The organism is Shigella dysenteriae, assembly GCF_022354085.1.
Classification (GTDB): Bacteria; Pseudomonadota; Gammaproteobacteria; order Enterobacterales; family Enterobacteriaceae; genus Escherichia; species Escherichia coli.
Genome location: NZ_CP055055.1, coordinates 3,558,833 through 3,575,863, shown reverse-complemented (window position 1 = coordinate 3,575,863; position 17,031 = coordinate 3,558,833). Strand labels below are relative to the sequence as shown.

The window sequence follows — 17,031 nt, the reverse complement described above, 5'->3', positions numbered from 1 at the left end:
GCAGCAAAGCTAAGGTCGCTTAAACGCTACTCAGTATTCACTTTTCAGAGGATGAAATTTATGAACAGGACCAGTCCCTATTATTGTCGCCGCTCAGTACTTTCCTTATTGATATCTGCCTTGATATATGCCCCGCCCGGGATGGCTGCCTTCACTACTAATGTTATTGGTGTGGTAAACGATGAGACTGTAGATGGTGTCCAAAAAGTAGATGAACGAGGTACAACAAATAACACTCATATTATCAACCATGGCCGGCAGGAGGTCTATGGTGGGATATCTAATAGTAGTATTATTGAAACTGGTGGCGAGCAACTAGTATCAATCCATGCCGATATTAACGGGCAAGCTAATAATACAACCATTAATGGAGGCAGACAGTCAATTGAGTACGGAGGAATTTCTACTGGCACGATAATCGAAAGTGGCAATCAATATGTTCATAAAGGTGGTACCAGCAATGACACGACAATTAAGGGCGGTACTTCACGCATAGAGGGGGGGACTGCGAATGGAACAATCATTGATGGTGGCAGCCAACGAGTAACAACTCAGGGGCATGTCGACAGTACAACGATAAATAAGTCTGGCTCTCAGGACATCACGCAAGGAAGTCTGGCAACGAACACAACCATAAATGGTGGTCGACAGTATGTTGAACAGAGCACAGTAGAAACAACCACCATTAAAAATGGCGGTGAGCAAAGAGTATATGAGAGCCGTGCGCTGGACACGACGATTGAAGGCGGAACTCAGTCTCTGAATAGTAAGTCAACGGCAAAAAATACGCAGATCTATTCTGGTGGTACGCAAATTGTTGATAACACGAGCTCCTCGGATGTTATTGAAGTTTATTCCGGCGGCGTGCTTGATGTTAGAGGTGGTACGGCAACTAATATTACGCAGCACGATGGAGCCGCTTTAAAAGTAACGACTTACGATTTGACGGTGAGCGGTACGAATAGTGAAGGGGCATTCTCCATCCACAATAAAGTGGCTGACAATGTGTTGCTGGAAAACGGAGGCCATTTAGAAGTATCTCATTCTGCAAACAAGACGATTATCAAAGATAAAGGAACAATGTCAGTTTTAACCAATGCTAAAGCTGATGCGACCCGAATAGATAATGGCGGGGTTATGGATGTTGCCGGAAACGCGACAAATACCATAATTAATGGTGGCACACAGAATATTAATAATTATGGCATAGCCACAGGCACCAATATCAACAGCGGAACGCAAAATATCAAAAGCGGCGGGAAAGCTGACACAACAATTATATCCTCCGGGAGCCGGCAGGTTGTTGAGAAAGATGGTACGGCAATTGGCAGCAATATTAGCGCCGGAGGCTCGCTGATTGTCTATACCGGCGGTATTGCACATGGGGTTAACCAGGAGACGGGCAGTGCTTTAGTTGCCAACACGGGTGCAGGGACTGATATCGAAGGATACAACAAGCTCTCTCACTTCACTATTACCGGAGGGGAGGCTAATTATGTTGTGCTGGAAAATACCGGCGAACTGACGGTAGTGGCTAAAACCTCGGCGAAAAATACTACCATTGATGCTGGCGGTAAGCTGATTGTCCAGAAGGAGGCTAAAACAGATAGCACCAGACTTAATAATGGCGGCGTTCTGGAGGTTCAGGATGGTGGTGAGGCTAAGCATGTTGAGCAACAATCCGGCGGCGCATTAATTGCTTCCACGACATCCGGAACACTTATCGAAGGAACCAACAGTTATGGTGATGCTTTCTACATTAGGAATTCAGAAGCTAAAAATGTAGTGCTGGAAAACGCTGGCTCATTAACAGTCGTCACTGGTTCCCGGGCAGTTGACACGATTATTAATGCCAACGGCAAAATGGATGTTAATGGAAAAGATGTTGGCACTGTACTCAATAGTGCTGGCACCCAAACAATATATGCCAGTGCCACTTCTGATAAAGCAAATATCAAAGGTGGCAAGCAAACGGTATATGGTTTAGCCACTGAAGCAAATATCGAAAGTGGTGAACAAATTGTTGATGGTGGGTCAACAGAGAAAACACACATCAATGGTGGCACGCAAACCGTTCAGAATTATGGTAAGGCGATCAATACCGATATCGTCTCTGGCCTACAACAAATTATGGCAAACGGGACAGCGGAAGGTTCCATTATTAATGGCGGTTCACAGATAGTTAATGAGGGCGGTCTGGCTGAAAACTCGGTGCTTAATGACGGCGGCACACTCGATGTGCGGGAGAAAGGCAGCGCAACGGGGATACAGCAAAGTAGCCAGGGCGCGTTGGTTGCAACCACCAGGGCGACGCGGGTCACAGGGACACGCGCTGATGGTGTCGCGTTCAGCATCGAGCAGGGTGCGGCGAACAATATCCTGCTGGCAAATGGCGGCGTGTTAACCGTGGAGTCAGACACCACTTCCGCCAAAACACAGGTCAATACGGGCGGGCAGGAGATCGTCAAAACAAAAGCCACTGCGACAGGCACGACGCTCACCGGCGGCGAACAAATCGTCGAGGGTGTGGCGAATGAGACAACGATTAACGACGGTGGAATACAAACAGTTTCGGCTAACGGAGAGGCAATAAAAACAACGATCAATGAAGGCGGTACGCTGACAGTTAACGATAATGGCAAAGCAACAGATATCGTCCAGAACAGCGGTGCCGCTCTCCAGACGAGCACGGCTAACGGTATTGAAATCAGCGGTACTCACCAGTACGGCACTTTTTCCATTTCCGGCAATTTAGCGACCAATGCGTTGCTGGAAAATGGCGGTAATTTATTGGTATTAGCAGGCACCGAAGCTCGCGACTCCACGGTTGGCAAGGGTGGTGCAATGCAAAACCTGGGTCAGGACTCCGCCACAAAGGTTAACTCTGGCGGGCAATATACCCTTGGGCGGTCAAAAGATGAGTTTCAGCCTCTGGCCCGGGCAGAAGATCTCCAGGTCGCTGGCGGGACGGCAATCGTCTACGCAGGTACGCTGGCGGATGCATCGGTCAGTGGCGCGACAGGAAGCCTGTCGTTAATGACGCCACGGGATAATGTTACGCCAGTTAAACTCGAAGGGGCGGTCCGGATTACCGATAGCGCGACATTGACTCTGGGAAATGGCGTCGATACAACGCTTGCCGACCTGACGGCTGCCAGCCGGGGCAGTGTCTGGCTTAACAGCAATAATTCCTGTGCAGGCACCAGCAACTGCGAGTATAGAGTAAACAGTTTGCTACTTAACGACGGTAATGTTTATTTATCAGCACAAACAGCAGCGCCTGCCACAACTAACGGTATATACAATACGCTGACAACCAATGAACTTTCCGGTAGCGGTAATTTCTACCTGCATACCAACGTTGCAGGCTCCCGGGGCGATCAACTGGTCGTCAACAACAACGCCACTGGTAATTTTAAAATCTTTGTTCAGGATACCGGCGTCAGCCCACAGTCTGACGACGCGATGACGCTGGTGAAAACAGGGGGAGGGGATGCTTCGTTTACGCTGGGCAATACCGGCGGTTTCGTTGATCTTGGGACCTATGAGTATGTCCTGAAAAGCGATGGCAACAGCAACTGGAACCTGACCAATGATGTCAAACCCAACCCGGATCCCAACCCAAATCCCAACCCAAATCCGAAGCCAGATCCAAAACCAGACCCAAAACCGGATCCGAAACCAGACCCGACTCCCGATCCAACGCCGACACCCGTTCCGGAGAAACGCATCACGCCTTCTACGGCAGCCGTACTCAATATGGCTGCAACATTACCGTTGGTATTTGATGCTGAGCTAAACAGTATTCGCGAGCGGTTGAACATAATGAAAGCGAGTCCACACAACAATAATGTCTGGGGGGCGACGTATAACACCCGTAATAATGTCACCACCGATGCGGGGGCCGGGTTTGAGCAGACGCTGACCGGAATGACAGTGGGGATCGACAGCCGTAATGATATTCCTGAGGGGATTGCGACGCTGGGCGCTTTTATGGGTTATTCCCATTCACATATCGGTTTTGATCGTGGAGGACATGGCAGTGTGGGCAGTTATTCTCTGGGCGGCTATGCCAGTTGGGAACATGAAAGTGGTTTCTATCTGGACGGTGTCGTGAAGCTGAACCGTTTTGAAAGTAACGTAGCCGGTAAAATGAGCAGCGGTGGAGCCGCCAATGGCAGTTACCACAGCAACGGGCTGGGCGGTCACATTGAAACCGGGATGCGATTTACCGATGGTAACTGGAACCTGACGCCGTATGCATCGTTAACGGGGTTCACCGCTGATAACCCCGAATATCATTTATCCAATGGCATGAAATCGAAATCAGTCGATACCCGCAGTATATATCGTGAACTGGGCGCAACGCTGAGTTACAACATGCGTCTGGGAAACGGTATGGAAATTGAGCCGTGGCTGAAGGCGGCTGTGCGCAAAGAATTTGTCGATGATAACCGGGTGAAGGTGAATAATGACGGTAATTTCGTCAATGATTTGTCGGGCAGACGTGGAATATACCAGGCAGGTATTAAAGCCTCATTCAGCAGTACGCTAAGCGGGCATCTCGGGGTGGGGTATAGCAACGGTGCCGATGTGGAATCCCCGTGGAACGCGGTGGCTGGTGTGAACTGGTCGTTCTGACCATCAACGAAAAAGCCCACATCTGTGGGCTTTCATGTCACCAGGAGCCGCGGCTCCTTTGCGTATCCTTTTATGTCTCCTCACCGTCTGGTCGGTGTCCTGCTAAGACTTCTAACTTCCTGTTTTTGTTGGTGTTGTCCTTACACCGTCCAATCATGATTGGTGGAGCTGGCGGGAGTTGAACCCGCGTCCGAAATTCCTACATCCTCGGTACTACATGCTTAGTCAGTCTTTACATTCGCTTGCCAGCTGCGGACGGACACGCCACTAACAAACTAGCCTGATTAAGTTTTAACGCTTCAACCCCAGGCAGGGCTTCCACGCGATCTCTTTTGGGTTTGACCTCTCTTGATCCCCGTCCTAAGAGCGGAGGCTAGGGAGAGAGGGCTCTAAGCAGGTTATTAAGCTGCTAAAGCGTAGTTTTCGTCGTTTGCGACTATTTTTTGCGGCTTTTTACGAGGCCAACCGCCCCTCGGCATGCACCTTGGGTTTCGCAAATCCCGTCGAATCCAGAATCAGCCCCAATGTGTAAAGGTAAGTATACCAGATTTATGAGCGCCATGACCAGCCTCAATGGCGTTATCGTTAAAGATTTAGCACCCATGTAGCCTGATTTTTATTCGATTAAGCAATGGGATGGCAACATTTGTGTCGGATGTAATAGCCAATAAGATGTTCATTCGCGCCGCCGGAGAGGGAGGCGCGGTGAGGAACTGGTCAATAATTGGAGTGCAGGTTTAACGGTGGGCGTTTTTCATGATACGTGCTTTATCCACCTGCCATTCGCGTTCTTTGATATCTGAACGTTTATCGTGCTGTTTCTTACCTTTGGCGACGCCGATTTTCACTTTGCACCAGGCATTTTTCCAGTACAGGGAGAGCGCCACTACGGTATAGCCTTCTCGATTGACGCGACCGTACAATGAGTCCAGTTCGCGCTGGTTGAGAAGTAACTTGCGGGTACGGGTAGGGTCGCACACCACATGCGTGGAGGCCACGGCCATTGGCGTGATGTTAGCGCCAAACAGAAATGCCTCTCCGTCACGCAGAAGGACGTAGCTGTCGCTGATATTGGCTTTTCCTGCGCGCAGGGATTTAACTTCCCAGCCTTGCAGGGCAAGTCCCGCTTCGAACTCTTCTTCGATAAAGTATTCGTGACGGGCGCGCTTATTAAGCGCGATGGTCGCTGAACCAGGTTTATGTGCTTTTTTCTTCGTCATAAGCGTCGTGAATCATCGGTAATCTGAAATCGAAAACACCCCATATCAATCCTGCGGGGGACAAGGCTCTATCTTAGCATGAACCCGATGTTACCCAGCGCCGGGATAGCGTTTTTTTTACAGCAGGATAAATGATATTATTTGTTGGATTTTTGTTGATGGAAATTGTTATGCCTCAGATTAGCCGGACCGCACTGGTACCCTACAGCGCGGAGCAAATGTATCAGTTAGTGAATGACGTTCAGTCTTATCCTCAGTTTTTGCCGGGTTGTACCGGAAGTCGGATTCTGGAGTCCACTCCTGGGCAGATGACTGCGGCGGTAGATGTCTCTAAGGCTGGGATCAGCAAAACGTTTACTACCCGCAACCAGTTGACCAGTAACCAAAGTATTCTTATGAATCTGGTGGATGGGCCGTTCAAGAAATTGATCGGTGGATGGAAGTTTACGCCGCTGAGCCAGGAGGCGTGTCGTATCGAGTTTCATCTCGACTTTGAGTTTACCAATAAGTTGATTGAGCTCGCCTTTGGTCGCGTGTTTAAAGAGCTGGCGTCTAATATGGTCCAGGCTTTTACGGTTCGTGCGAAAGAGGTTTACAGTGCCAGGTAAAATTGCCGTTGAGGTGGCTTATGCGCTACCTGAGAAGCAGTACCTGCAGCGCGTGACGCTGCAGGAGGGCGCGACGGTTGAAGAAGCTATTCGCGCCAGTGGCTTGCTGGAATTGCGGACCGATATCGATTTAACTAAAAACAAAGTCGGCATTTATAGCCGTCCGGCAAAACTGAGCGATAGTGTGCATGATGGCGATCGGGTGGAGATTTATCGCCCTCTCATTGCCGATCCGAAAGAGCTGCGCAGGCAACGAGCAGAAAAATCAGCGAATAAATAACAGACAGAAAAAAGGTGCTCATTGAGCACCTTTTTTAACGTCTTTGAGAGCAACTTTATTATTAGTTACCACTCAGCGCAGGTTTGTTATCAATATTGGTCAACACACCGCTACTGTTAAAGGTTAGCGTCAGCGTTTGCTGCGTTACACCTTCATGACCTGGTTGCTGGCGGAAGACATAGAACCAGGTATTCGTACCAAATGGATCGGACATCAGCGGTGTACCCAATGCGTACGCAACTTGTTGTTGCGTCATGCCAACACGTATTTTGGATACGTCGTTAGCGGTCAGATAGTTCCCCTGGTTGATGTCAGGACGGTAAACCACTCGCTCCAGAGTGGAACAGCCTGCGGTCAACATCAATAGTACTGCTGCTGCAGCAGTCAGCGTTTTACAGCGCATAGTGATTTGATTCCTTTTCGGGCCCGAGCAGTACGTGGCTCATCTGTAATATGCCGATGATAATAGACCTTTCATCACTTTAAAACCTTTTGCTTTCCGGTCTTACGGCGTTTTGCTGTTTACTCTGACCGTGAAGCAGGAAAAAAGTTTACGCTGCAAGCAGTTCTTTCGCATTCGCCAGTGTGTTACGTGTGACTTCACTGCCACCAAGCAGGCGCGCCAGCTCTTGTAACCGCGCTTTTTTATTCAGGGATTGCATATGCGTTTCTGTCATCGCACCATCGGTTTCTTTGCTGACAAAATAGTGTTGATGACCACATCCCGCGACTTGTGGCAGGTGGGTAACACACATCACCTGAGTTGATTCGCCGAGTTGACGCAGCAGTTTGCCGACAACTGCCGCTGTTGGACCGCTAATCCCTACATCCACTTCATCAAAAATCAGTGCCGGGGTTTCCATTTTACGCGCCGTGATGACCTGGATTGCCAGTGCGATGCGGGACAATTCACCACCGGATGCGACTTTGGCAATAGGCTGCATTGGCTGACCTGGGTTGGTGGTTACCCGAAACTCAATACGATCGGCACCGTCAGCGCCCAGGTGATGCTCGTCAAATTTAACATCGATCGTAAACTGCCCATGCGGCATTGAGAGCGCATGCATACTGTCGGTGATCAGCTGTGCAAGTTCTTCTGCATATTGCTGGCGTTGTTGGTGTAATGCGCGCGCGGTTTCCAGTGCCTGCTGATGATGTTTCGTTACCGCCAGCGCGAGCGTTTCTTGTGAGTCGGCCTGATCGTCCAGTTGCTGCTGTTCTTCCAGTAGCGACTGGTAATACTGTGGTAATGCCTCAGGGCTGACGTGATGTTTACGTGCCAGCGAAATCTGTTTTGAGATGCGTTGTTCAAGTTCAAACAGCCGGTTGGGATCGAGATCCAAACGATCGCAGTAGTGGCGCAGTTCGTCGCTGGCTTCAGCAATCTGGATGGTAGCTTCTTCCAGCATATCAAGTACGCCGGACAGTTTGCTGTCCATGCCAATCAATTCGCTCACCAGTTGTTTAGCCGTGTAAAGCTGACTTTGCAGGTTTGCGTCTTCACCGTCGGCCATTAATGCCAATGCATTCTGGCTGGTGGTCAGCAATTGACCGCTGTTCGCCAGACGTTTGTACTCTTCGTCGATTTGCTCAAACTCTCCGGGCTGCGGATTAAATTCGTTAAGTTCTTTTAATTGGTATTGCAGCAGTTCCGCACGGGCAGCGCGTTCCTGACTTAACTGTTGATGATGCGCGAGGTCACGGCAGCTTTGATGCCACAACTGATAACGTGCGGTCATTTCCTGGAGTAGAGAGGTTTCATTGGCATAGCCATCAAGCAGGAACTTTTGGTGCTCGGGTTTGGTGAGTAACTGATGAGCGTGCTGACCATGGATCTGAATCAGCAACTGACCCAGTTCGCGCAGTTGTGACAGAGGAACAGCTGTACCGTTGATGAAACCACGGGAGCGACCATCGCTGCTGATCACGCGACGAAGCAAACATTCATGCCCGTCTTCAAGCTGGTTTTCTTCCAGCCAGCGCAGGGCCGCTGGCGTATCTTTCAGAGAAAAACGGGCGCACAGGTCAGCGCGAGCAGCGCCGGTACGCACCATGTCGGCTTCAGCGCGACCACCGAGACAAAGACCGAGGGCATCTATTGCAATAGATTTACCCGCACCGGTTTCGCCAGTTATTACGGTCATGCCGCTATGAAAATCAATCTCAAGCTCACGAACGATAGCAAAGTTGCTGATGGTCAGTTGTGCCAACATAGTCGTTTTCCTGTATGAAAAACCATTACTGTTATTGTGTACAGTATAAACTGGTTTTATATACAGTAAAGAGGCTGGCGTAAAATTAGAATAATTTTTTTGACCAGCCGAGCTTGGTGCTTAATGTATTGAAATAACTGTAATCTTTCGGATGAATCAGATTCAGATGGTAATCACAGCGACGAATCAGGACATCTTCACCTTCCTGAATCGGTAGTGCTATCTGGCTGTCGCAACTGATTTCCAGGTCGTTACGGCGATGCGAAAAACGCAGACGGATCGTGCTGCTGCTGTTTATGACCAGTGGTCGTGCTGACAACGTATGCGGGAACATGGGCACCAGAGTAATCGCATCCAGAGAGGGGGTCAGAATAGGACCGCCCGCAGAGAGGGAATAGGCGGTGGAGCCTGTTGGCGTCGAAATAATTAGCCCATCAGATCGCTGAGAAAACGCAAAGATCTCGTCGATATACACTTCGAACTCTATCATATGCGCCACTTTGCCTGGATGAAGTACCACTTCATTTATCGCGGTGCTGATGCGCTTTTGGCAATCTTGCTGACAGACTTGCGCTTCCAGCAAAAAACGTTTCTCGCTGATGTAGTGACCTTCCAGCACATCGGCTAATTGTTGCTGGGCGTTATCGGGGTCAAGGTCAGTCAGGAAACCCAGGTTGCCACGGTTGATTCCAATAACTTTAATATCGTAACGGGCGAGCGTGCGCGCCGCGCCCAGCATATTACCGTCGCCACCAACGACTACCGCGAGATCAGCCAGTTGCCCAATCTCCGCGAGCGTGCCAGTTTTCACATTCTTCAGTTGCAATTCGTGAGCGATTTGTTGCTCAACGATGACCTCGTAACCTTTTGTGCACAGCCAGCGGTAGAGCATTTCATGTGTTGTCAGTGCAGTCGGGTGCCGTGGGTGTCCCACAATGCCAATACACTTGAAATGATTATTCATTTTTCCGAGGTCCTTGTTGCGAAGATTGATGACAATGTGAGTGCTTCCCTTGAAACCCTGAAACTGATCCCCATAATAAGCGAAGTTAGCGAGATGAATGCGAAAAAAACGCGGAGAAATTCATGAGTAGTAAAGAACAGAAAACGCCTGAGGGGCAAGCCCCGGAAGAAATTATCATGGATCAGCACGAAGAGATTGAGGCAGTTGAGCCAGAAGCTTCTGCTGAGCAGGTGGATCCGCGCGATGAAAAAATTGCGAATCTCGAAGCTCAGCTGGCTGAAGCCCAGACCCGTGAACGTGACGGCATTTTGCGTGTAAAAGCCGAAATGGAAAACCTGCGTCGTCGTACTGAACTGGATATTGAAAAAGCCCACAAATTCGCGCTGGAGAAATTCATCAACGAATTGCTGCCGGTGATTGATAGCCTGGATCGTGCGCTGGAAGTGGCTGATAAAGCTAACCCGGATATGTCTGCGATGGTTGAAGGCATTGAGCTGACGCTGAAGTCGATGCTGGATGTTGTGCGTAAGTTTGGCGTTGAAGTGATCGCCGAAACTAACGTGCCGCTGGACCCGAATGTGCATCAGGCTATCGCAATGGTGGAATCTGATGACGTTGCGCCAGGTAACGTACTGGGCATTATGCAGAAGGGTTATACGCTGAATGGTCGTACGATTCGTGCGGCGATGGTAACTGTAGCGAAAGCAAAAGCGTAATTTCTGTTTTCGTAATAATTCACGGCCCTGCATGCGAATGCAGGGCCGTTTTCGTTACTCCGCCACACTCTCGCGCAGCGGTTTCACAGGAAAAACTTTTACCTGCTTAATCATATTGTCCTGTACGTCGAGAATATCTATATCGTACTCGCCAATACGCACGCGGGTGCCTGCGACAGGGATCTCTTCCAGTGCCTCAAGAATGACGCCATTAACCGTGCGGGCATCATCTTCCGGTAGATGCCAGTTAAAGGCTTTGTTGATTTCCCGCACGTTGGCAGTGCCATCAATAATCACCGAACCGTCGTTTTGCGGCGTGACTTCTTCGGCAAGTGTTGGCGACATCGACGTAGTGAAATCGCCGACAATCTCTTCCAGAATATCTTCAACCGTCACCAGCCCCTGAATGTCTCCATACTCGTTGACGACCAGGCCGACTTTCTTTTTGTTGCGCTGAAACTTCACCAACTGCGTGCTGAGCGGCGTACCTTCCGGCACAAAATAGATCTCGTCCGCGGCGCGCAGCATGGTTTCTTTGGTGAACTCTTTTTTCTCCGACATCAACCGCCAGGCTTCACGTACTCGCAGCATACTGATGGCGTCGTCCAGCGAATCACGGTAGAGCACGATGCGCCCGTGAGGTGAGTGGGAGAGTTGGCGCAGAATAGATTTCCAGTCATCGTTGATATCAATACCGATAATTTCACTGCGCGGCACCATGATGTCATCAACGGTCATTTTTTCCAGATCGAGCACCGACAGCAGCATATCCTGATTGCGACGGGAAATTTGTGAGCGCGATTCGTGCACGATAGTGCGCAACTCTTCTTTGCTCAAAGAGCCGCTAACCACGATATCGGTTTTGATACCCATCATGCGCATCAGCATACGGGTGATAGCATTCAGCAACCAGACCAGCGGCATCATCAAAATTTGCAGCGGAGCCAGCAGAAAACTACTCGGATAAGCGACTTTTTCCGGGTACAGCGCGGCAATGGTTTTCGGCAATACCTCAGCAAAAACCAGTACGACAAAAGTCAGCACACCAGTCGCAATTGCCACGCCCGCATCGCCGTACAAACGCATCCCAACAATAGTGCCGAGCGCGGAGGCAAGAATATTGACCAGGTTATTGCCGATTAACACCAGGCTTATCAGGCGGTCTGGCTTACGCAGCAATTTTTCGACGCGTTTGGCCGAGCGATTACCCTGTTTCGCCATATGTCGCAGACGATAGCGGTTGAGGGTCATCATTCCGGTTTCGGACCCGGAAAAATAGGCTGAAATGACCACCATGATGATCAGAATAATGATCAACGTAGTAGTAGAAATGTGTTCCAGGGGGAAACTCCTTTTCTGGGTTTAGCTGATTAACTGCTGGACAATTCGGCTGCCGAAGTAGGCCAGTGTCAGAATGACTGCACCCGCAACGTTAAACCAGACGACGCGACGTCCACGCCATCCTTCATGATAATGTCCCCACAGCAGCACAATATAGACAAACCACGCCACGATAGAGAGCACAGCCTTGTCGATATTTTCCATGCTAAATAAGTTGTGCATGTAGAACAGGCCAGTGCAAAGCGTGAGCGTTAGCAGCACCACGCCAATCTGCGTGATGTGGAACATTTTACGCTCGATACTCATCAATGGCGGCATTTCCTGGTTAAACGCCAGCTTCTTGTTCTTCAGTTGGTAATCAATCCACGCCAGTTGCAGCGCGTACAGGGCGGCGATAATTAGCGTGGCATAGGAAAAGAGCGATAAGCCAATGTGCACCAGCATCCCAGGCGTAGCTTCCAGATGGGTGATGTATTCATTGGGCATGAAGGTCGCCAGCGCCAGGTTGATAAGCGCAAAGGCATAGACAATGGGTAGCAGCAACCAGCCACGATTGCGAGAAGCCACAATGGTCATTACCGTACAGATCATCAAACTGACCAATGAACCAACGTTCAGCAGGCTGAGGTTTTGTCCGCTATCACCGTCGGGCAGGATGCGGGCTTCCAGAGCGATTGCGTGGCAGACCAGCGCAATGACCGCAGAAATAATAGCCATGCGCCGCCAGCCGCCGTTTTTTTGCAGCAGACCGGGAACAATCAGCGCAAGACTGACGGAGTAGGCGACAAGCGCGAGCAGAGCAAAAACGGGCATAGTGATGTCGACAGTTTGAGCAATAAGAAAGAGAAGCAGTATAGCGTCAGGTGAACGCTGCTCCAACCGTTGCATAACAACAAAGACGCCTTCATGTTATACTGCGGCAAAATACTGATGATGTGTCGCGATTGCGGCCAACCGTTTCCACCCCAGGCGAGAGACAATGTTTGATAATTTAACCGATCGTTTGTCGCGCACGCTGCGCAATATCAGTGGCCGTGGACGCCTCACTGAAGACAACGTAAAAGATACGCTGCGCGAAGTGCGCATGGCGCTGCTGGAGGCGGACGTCGCTCTGCCGGTAGTGCGTGAGTTTATCAATCGCGTAAAAGAGAAAGCGGTTGGTCATGAAGTTAATAAGAGCCTGACGCCGGGGCAGGAGTTCGTCAAAATCGTCCGTAACGAACTGGTTGCGGCGATGGGCGAAGAGAACCAGACCCTGAACCTGGCTGCGCAACCGCCTGCGGTCGTACTGATGGCGGGCCTGCAAGGTGCCGGTAAAACAACCAGCGTTGGTAAACTCGGTAAGTTCCTGCGCGAGAAGCACAAGAAGAAAGTGCTGGTGGTTTCTGCTGACGTCTATCGCCCGGCGGCAATCAAACAGCTTGAGACGCTGGCAGAGCAGGTGGGCGTTGATTTCTTCCCTTCTGATGTTGGTCAGAAGCCGGTTGATATTGTTAACGCGGCGCTGAAAGAAGCCAAACTGAAATTCTACGACGTGCTGCTGGTGGATACCGCTGGTCGTCTGCACGTTGACGAAGCGATGATGGACGAGATCAAACAAGTCCATGCGTCGATTAACCCGGTTGAAACCCTGTTTGTGGTTGACGCCATGACCGGTCAGGATGCGGCCAATACGGCAAAAGCATTCAATGAAGCGTTACCGCTTACCGGCGTAGTGTTGACCAAAGTGGACGGTGATGCCCGCGGCGGTGCGGCGCTCTCTATTCGTCACATCACTGGCAAACCGATCAAGTTCCTCGGTGTTGGCGAGAAAACTGAGGCGCTGGAGCCGTTCCATCCGGACCGCATCGCGTCGCGTATTCTCGGCATGGGCGACGTACTGTCGCTGATCGAAGATATCGAAAGCAAAGTTGACCGCGCGCAGGCAGAGAAATTAGCCAGCAAGCTGAAAAAAGGTGACGGCTTCGATCTCAACGACTTTCTTGAGCAGCTGCGCCAGATGAAAAATATGGGCGGCATGGCTAGCCTGATGGGCAAGCTGCCGGGCATGGGGCAGATCCCGGATAACGTCAAGTCGCAGATGGACGATAAAGTGCTGGTGCGTATGGAAGCCATCATCAACTCGATGACGATGAAAGAGCGCGCTAAGCCAGAAATCATCAAAGGTTCGCGTAAACGCCGTATTGCTGCCGGTTGCGGTATGCAGGTGCAGGACGTTAACCGTCTTCTGAAACAGTTCGACGACATGCAGCGCATGATGAAGAAAATGAAGAAGGGCGGAATGGCGAAGATGATGAGAAGCATGAAGGGGATGATGCCGCCGGGATTTCCTGGTCGCTAAATGACCTTATGCGACAGAGTTATTAACTGCTGATTGCATTTTCTCCAGAAATCAGTAAAATTTTCGGGCTTTTAATATGACACCGGACTCCGTTCCTCGATGGGGTCCGGTTGTTTTATTCACACAAGAGGATGTTATGGTAACTATTCGTTTAGCACGTCACGGCGCTAAAAAGCGTCCGTTCTACCAGGTTGTTGTCGCTGACAGCCGTAATGCACGCAACGGTCGCTTCATCGAGCGCGTTGGTTTCTTCAACCCAATCGCTAGCGAAAAAGAAGAAGGCACTCGCCTGGATCTGGATCGCATCGCTCACTGGGTTGGCCAGGGCGCAACTATTTCTGATCGCGTTGCTGCGCTGATCAAAGAAGTAAACAAAGCAGCTTAATCTGTCACGGTGGTCATGATGAGCAAACAACTCACCGCGCAAGCACCTGTTGATCCCATCGTTTTGGGAAAAATGGGTTCGTCTTACGGTATTCGTGGGTGGCTCAGAGTGTTTTCTTCCACCGAAGACGCCGAAAGCATTTTTGACTATCAGCCCTGGTTTATCCAGAAGGCGGGTCAGTGGCAGCAAGTCCAGCTGGAAAGCTGGAAGCACCACAATCAGGACATGATCATCAAGCTGAAAGGCGTTGACGATCGTGATGCGGCGAACCTGCTGACGAATTGTGAAATTGTCGTGGATTCATCGCAGCTGCCTCAGCTTGAAGAGGGGGACTACTACTGGAAAGACCTTATGGGCTGCCAGGTAGTAACCACTGAAGGCTACGATCTCGGTAAAGTCGTCGATATGATGGAAACCGGATCCAATGACGTTCTCGTCATTAAGGCAAACCTGAAAGATGCGTTTGGTATCAAGGAACGTCTCGTACCGTTCCTCGATGGGCAGGTTATCAAGAAAGTCGATCTCACTACTCGTTCAATCGAAGTAGATTGGGATCCTGGTTTTTAAACCACCGGATAAACGGTAAAAGACGGCGCTATGTGGATTGGCATAATTAGCCTGTTTCCTGAAATGTTCCGCGCAATTACCGATTACGGGGTAACTGGCCGGGCAGTTAAAAATGGCCTGCTGAGCATCCAGAGCTGGAGTCCTCGCGACTTCACGCATGACCGGCACCGTACCGTGGACGATCGTCCTTACGGCGGCGGACCGGGGATGTTAATGATGGTGCAACCCTTGCGGGACGCCATTCATGCAGCAAAAGCCGCGGCGGGTGAAGGCGCAAAGGTGATTTATCTGTCACCACAGGGACGCAAGCTTGATCAAGCGGGCGTCAGCGAGCTAGCAACGAATCAAAAATTGATTCTGGTGTGCGGTCGCTACGAAGGTATAGATGAGCGCGTGATCCAAACCGAAATTGACGAAGAATGGTCAATCGGCGATTACGTTCTCAGTGGTGGTGAGTTACCAGCAATGACGCTGATTGACTCCGTTTCCCGGTTTATTCCGGGAGTACTGGGACATGAAGCCTCGGCAACGGAAGATTCCTTTGCTGAAGGATTGCTGGATTGCCCGCACTATACGCGGCCTGAGGTGTTAGAAGGGATGGAAGTTCCGCCAGTGTTACTGTCGGGAAACCATGCCGAGATACGTCGCTGGCGTTTGAAACAGTCGCTGGGCCGTACCTGGCTTAGAAGACCTGAACTTCTGGAAAACCTGGCTCTGACTGAAGAGCAAGCAAGGTTGCTGGCGGAGTTCAAAACGGAACACGCACAACAGCAACATAAACATGATGGGATGGCGTAAGCCCCCGAGATATCAGTTTACCCAGGATAAGAGATTAAATTATGAGCAACATTATTAAGCAACTTGAACAAGAGCAGATGAAGCAGGACGTACCTTCCTTCCGTCCGGGTGATACCGTGGAAGTGAAAGTATGGGTTGTTGAAGGTTCCAAAAAACGTCTGCAGGCATTCGAGGGCGTGGTTATCGCTATTCGTAACCGCGGTCTGCACTCTGCATTCACTGTTCGTAAAATTTCCAACGGCGAAGGCGTTGAGCGTGTCTTCCAGACTCACTCTCCGGTAGTTGACAGCATTTCTGTCAAACGTCGTGGTGCTGTTCGTAAAGCTAAACTGTACTACCTGCGTGAGCGTACTGGTAAGGCTGCTCGTATCAAAGAGCGTCTTAACTAAGATTTCGCTTAAGCGACATCCTGTTAAGAAGGGCTGGCCAATTGGCTGGCCCTTTTTTTATCTGTTTGCTCGTGTTTTAAGGGGTAGTAATCACCACTGCGACGCGGCGGTTCTCGGCGCGGCCCTGGGCGGTCTTGTTACTGGCTATGGGATATTTTTTTCCTAAACCCTGTGTGGTGAGATTGCTGCGCGGAATTTGTCCACCCTTAGCCCATGCATCGGCCACGACATTCGCCCGTTTCAATGATAAGCCTTCGTTGTAACTATCTTCACCATAGTTATCGGTGTGTCCATCCATACGGGCATGTGTTAGCCCTGTCGAGGCCAATTTGGCTGCCATGGTTTGGATCTGTTGCTGGCTTTCCGGGAGCAATTTGTAGTCATTTTTTGCGAACAGAATGGCATCTGATAAGCCCAGCGACCAGTCGCCGGCGGATTCAGTAAATCCATAAGATTGCATAGCGGCGACTTGCTCAGGAGTAAACTTTCCCTGAGGGGACTGGCAGCCAGTCAGTATTAGTGAGGTGAAAATCAGGGGTGCTACCAGGTGCTTTATCATATCGATATA

The 17,031-nt window shown here is 50.3% G+C and carries 16 protein-coding genes and 1 other RNA gene; 9 read left to right on the top strand and 8 right to left on the bottom strand.

Annotation, left to right across the window (positions count from 1 at the left end; genetic code table 11):
• The first annotated feature begins 60 nt into the window (after window positions 1-60).
• Entirely contained in the window at window positions 61-4,641 is a 4,581-nt protein-coding gene (gene ypjA / locus HUZ68_RS17080; protein ID WP_044807814.1) for an adhesin-like autotransporter YpjA/EhaD, read from the top strand.
• Window positions 4,642-4,801: 160 nt separating this feature from the next.
• Here the strand turns inward: ypjA and ssrA are convergent.
• Both ssrA and smpB read right to left on the bottom strand, forming a co-directional pair.
• Window positions 4,802-5,164, bottom strand: a transfer-messenger RNA (tmRNA) gene (gene ssrA / locus HUZ68_RS17075).
• A gap of 214 nt (window positions 5,165-5,378) precedes the next feature.
• A complete protein-coding gene (gene smpB, locus HUZ68_RS17070; RefSeq protein WP_000162574.1) occupies window positions 5,379-5,861 on the bottom strand; it encodes an SsrA-binding protein SmpB in 483 nt (160 codons plus the stop codon).
• A 170-nt stretch (window positions 5,862-6,031) separates the two neighbouring features.
• On the opposite strand from smpB, the gene ratA reads away from it, so the two are divergent.
• Window positions 6,032-6,469 carry a type II toxin-antitoxin system toxin RatA gene (gene ratA, locus HUZ68_RS17065; protein ID WP_001341638.1) on the top strand — a complete coding sequence of 146 codons (438 nt, stop codon included), beginning with the start codon at window positions 6,032-6,034 and terminating at the stop codon, window positions 6,467-6,469.
• Window positions 6,459-6,749 carry an RnfH family protein gene (locus HUZ68_RS17060; RefSeq protein WP_001117838.1) on the top strand — a complete coding sequence of 97 codons (291 nt, stop codon included), beginning with the start codon at window positions 6,459-6,461 and terminating at the stop codon, window positions 6,747-6,749. The genes ratA and HUZ68_RS17060 overlap by 11 nt, the downstream gene beginning before the upstream one ends.
• A gap of 61 nt (window positions 6,750-6,810) precedes the next feature.
• Here the strand turns inward: HUZ68_RS17060 and bamE are convergent, their stop codons facing one another.
• The 3 genes from bamE to nadK all read right to left on the bottom strand — a co-directional run bounded on the left by bamE (window position 6,811) and on the right by nadK (window position 9,926).
• Window positions 6,811-7,152: an outer membrane protein assembly factor BamE gene (bamE, locus tag HUZ68_RS17055; RefSeq protein WP_001203437.1), complete on the bottom strand. Its 342-nt coding sequence runs from the start codon at window positions 7,150-7,152 to the stop codon at window positions 6,811-6,813.
• A 148-nt stretch (window positions 7,153-7,300) separates the two neighbouring features.
• Window positions 7,301-8,962 (bottom strand): DNA repair protein RecN, encoded by a 1,662-nt coding sequence (gene recN / locus HUZ68_RS17050; protein ID WP_028132686.1) that lies wholly within the window; start codon window positions 8,960-8,962, stop codon window positions 7,301-7,303.
• An 85-nt stretch (window positions 8,963-9,047) separates the two neighbouring features.
• A complete protein-coding gene (gene nadK / locus HUZ68_RS17045; protein ID WP_001059169.1) occupies window positions 9,048-9,926 on the bottom strand; it encodes an NAD(+) kinase in 879 nt (292 codons plus the stop codon).
• Between the two features lie 122 nt (window positions 9,927-10,048).
• Between nadK and grpE the strand changes: the two genes are divergently transcribed.
• Window positions 10,049-10,642: a nucleotide exchange factor GrpE gene (grpE, locus tag HUZ68_RS17040; RefSeq protein WP_001296310.1), complete on the top strand. Its 594-nt coding sequence runs from the start codon at window positions 10,049-10,051 to the stop codon at window positions 10,640-10,642.
• 54 nt (window positions 10,643-10,696) lie between these two features.
• Here the strand turns inward: grpE and HUZ68_RS17035 are convergent, their stop codons facing one another.
• A complete protein-coding gene (locus HUZ68_RS17035; protein ID WP_010723175.1) occupies window positions 10,697-11,983 on the bottom strand; it encodes an HlyC/CorC family transporter in 1,287 nt (428 codons plus the stop codon).
• Window positions 11,984-12,004: 21 nt separating this feature from the next.
• Window positions 12,005-12,796, bottom strand: a complete 792-nt coding sequence (locus HUZ68_RS17030) for a cytochrome C assembly family protein (RefSeq protein WP_001338897.1) — start codon at window positions 12,794-12,796, stop codon at window positions 12,005-12,007.
• Between the two features lie 166 nt (window positions 12,797-12,962).
• Between HUZ68_RS17030 and ffh the strand changes: the two genes are divergently transcribed.
• From ffh to rplS, 5 genes are all read left to right on the top strand, one after another.
• On the top strand, window positions 12,963-14,324 hold the full coding sequence (gene ffh, locus HUZ68_RS17025; protein ID WP_000460035.1) for a signal recognition particle protein: 1,362 nt from the start codon (window positions 12,963-12,965) through the stop codon (window positions 14,322-14,324).
• 136 nt (window positions 14,325-14,460) lie between these two features.
• Entirely contained in the window at window positions 14,461-14,709 is a 249-nt protein-coding gene (gene rpsP / locus HUZ68_RS17020; protein ID WP_000256450.1) for a 30S ribosomal protein S16, read from the top strand.
• A gap of 18 nt (window positions 14,710-14,727) precedes the next feature.
• On the top strand, window positions 14,728-15,276 hold the full coding sequence (rimM, locus tag HUZ68_RS17015; RefSeq protein ID WP_000043335.1) for a ribosome maturation factor RimM: 549 nt from the start codon (window positions 14,728-14,730) through the stop codon (window positions 15,274-15,276).
• Between the two features lie 30 nt (window positions 15,277-15,306).
• On the top strand, window positions 15,307-16,074 hold the full coding sequence (trmD, locus tag HUZ68_RS17010) for a tRNA (guanosine(37)-N1)-methyltransferase TrmD (RefSeq protein WP_000264777.1): 768 nt from the start codon (window positions 15,307-15,309) through the stop codon (window positions 16,072-16,074).
• A gap of 41 nt (window positions 16,075-16,115) precedes the next feature.
• Complete coding sequence (gene rplS / locus HUZ68_RS17005) at window positions 16,116-16,463, top strand: 50S ribosomal protein L19 (protein ID WP_000065253.1); 348 nt, start codon at window positions 16,116-16,118, stop codon at window positions 16,461-16,463.
• A 76-nt stretch (window positions 16,464-16,539) separates the two neighbouring features.
• Here rplS and HUZ68_RS17000 read toward each other — a convergent pair whose 3' ends face one another.
• Window positions 16,540-17,022 carry an OmpA family protein gene (locus tag HUZ68_RS17000; RefSeq protein ID WP_000589826.1) on the bottom strand — a complete coding sequence of 161 codons (483 nt, stop codon included), beginning with the start codon at window positions 17,020-17,022 and terminating at the stop codon, window positions 16,540-16,542.
• Window positions 17,023-17,031: the final 9 nt, after the last annotated feature.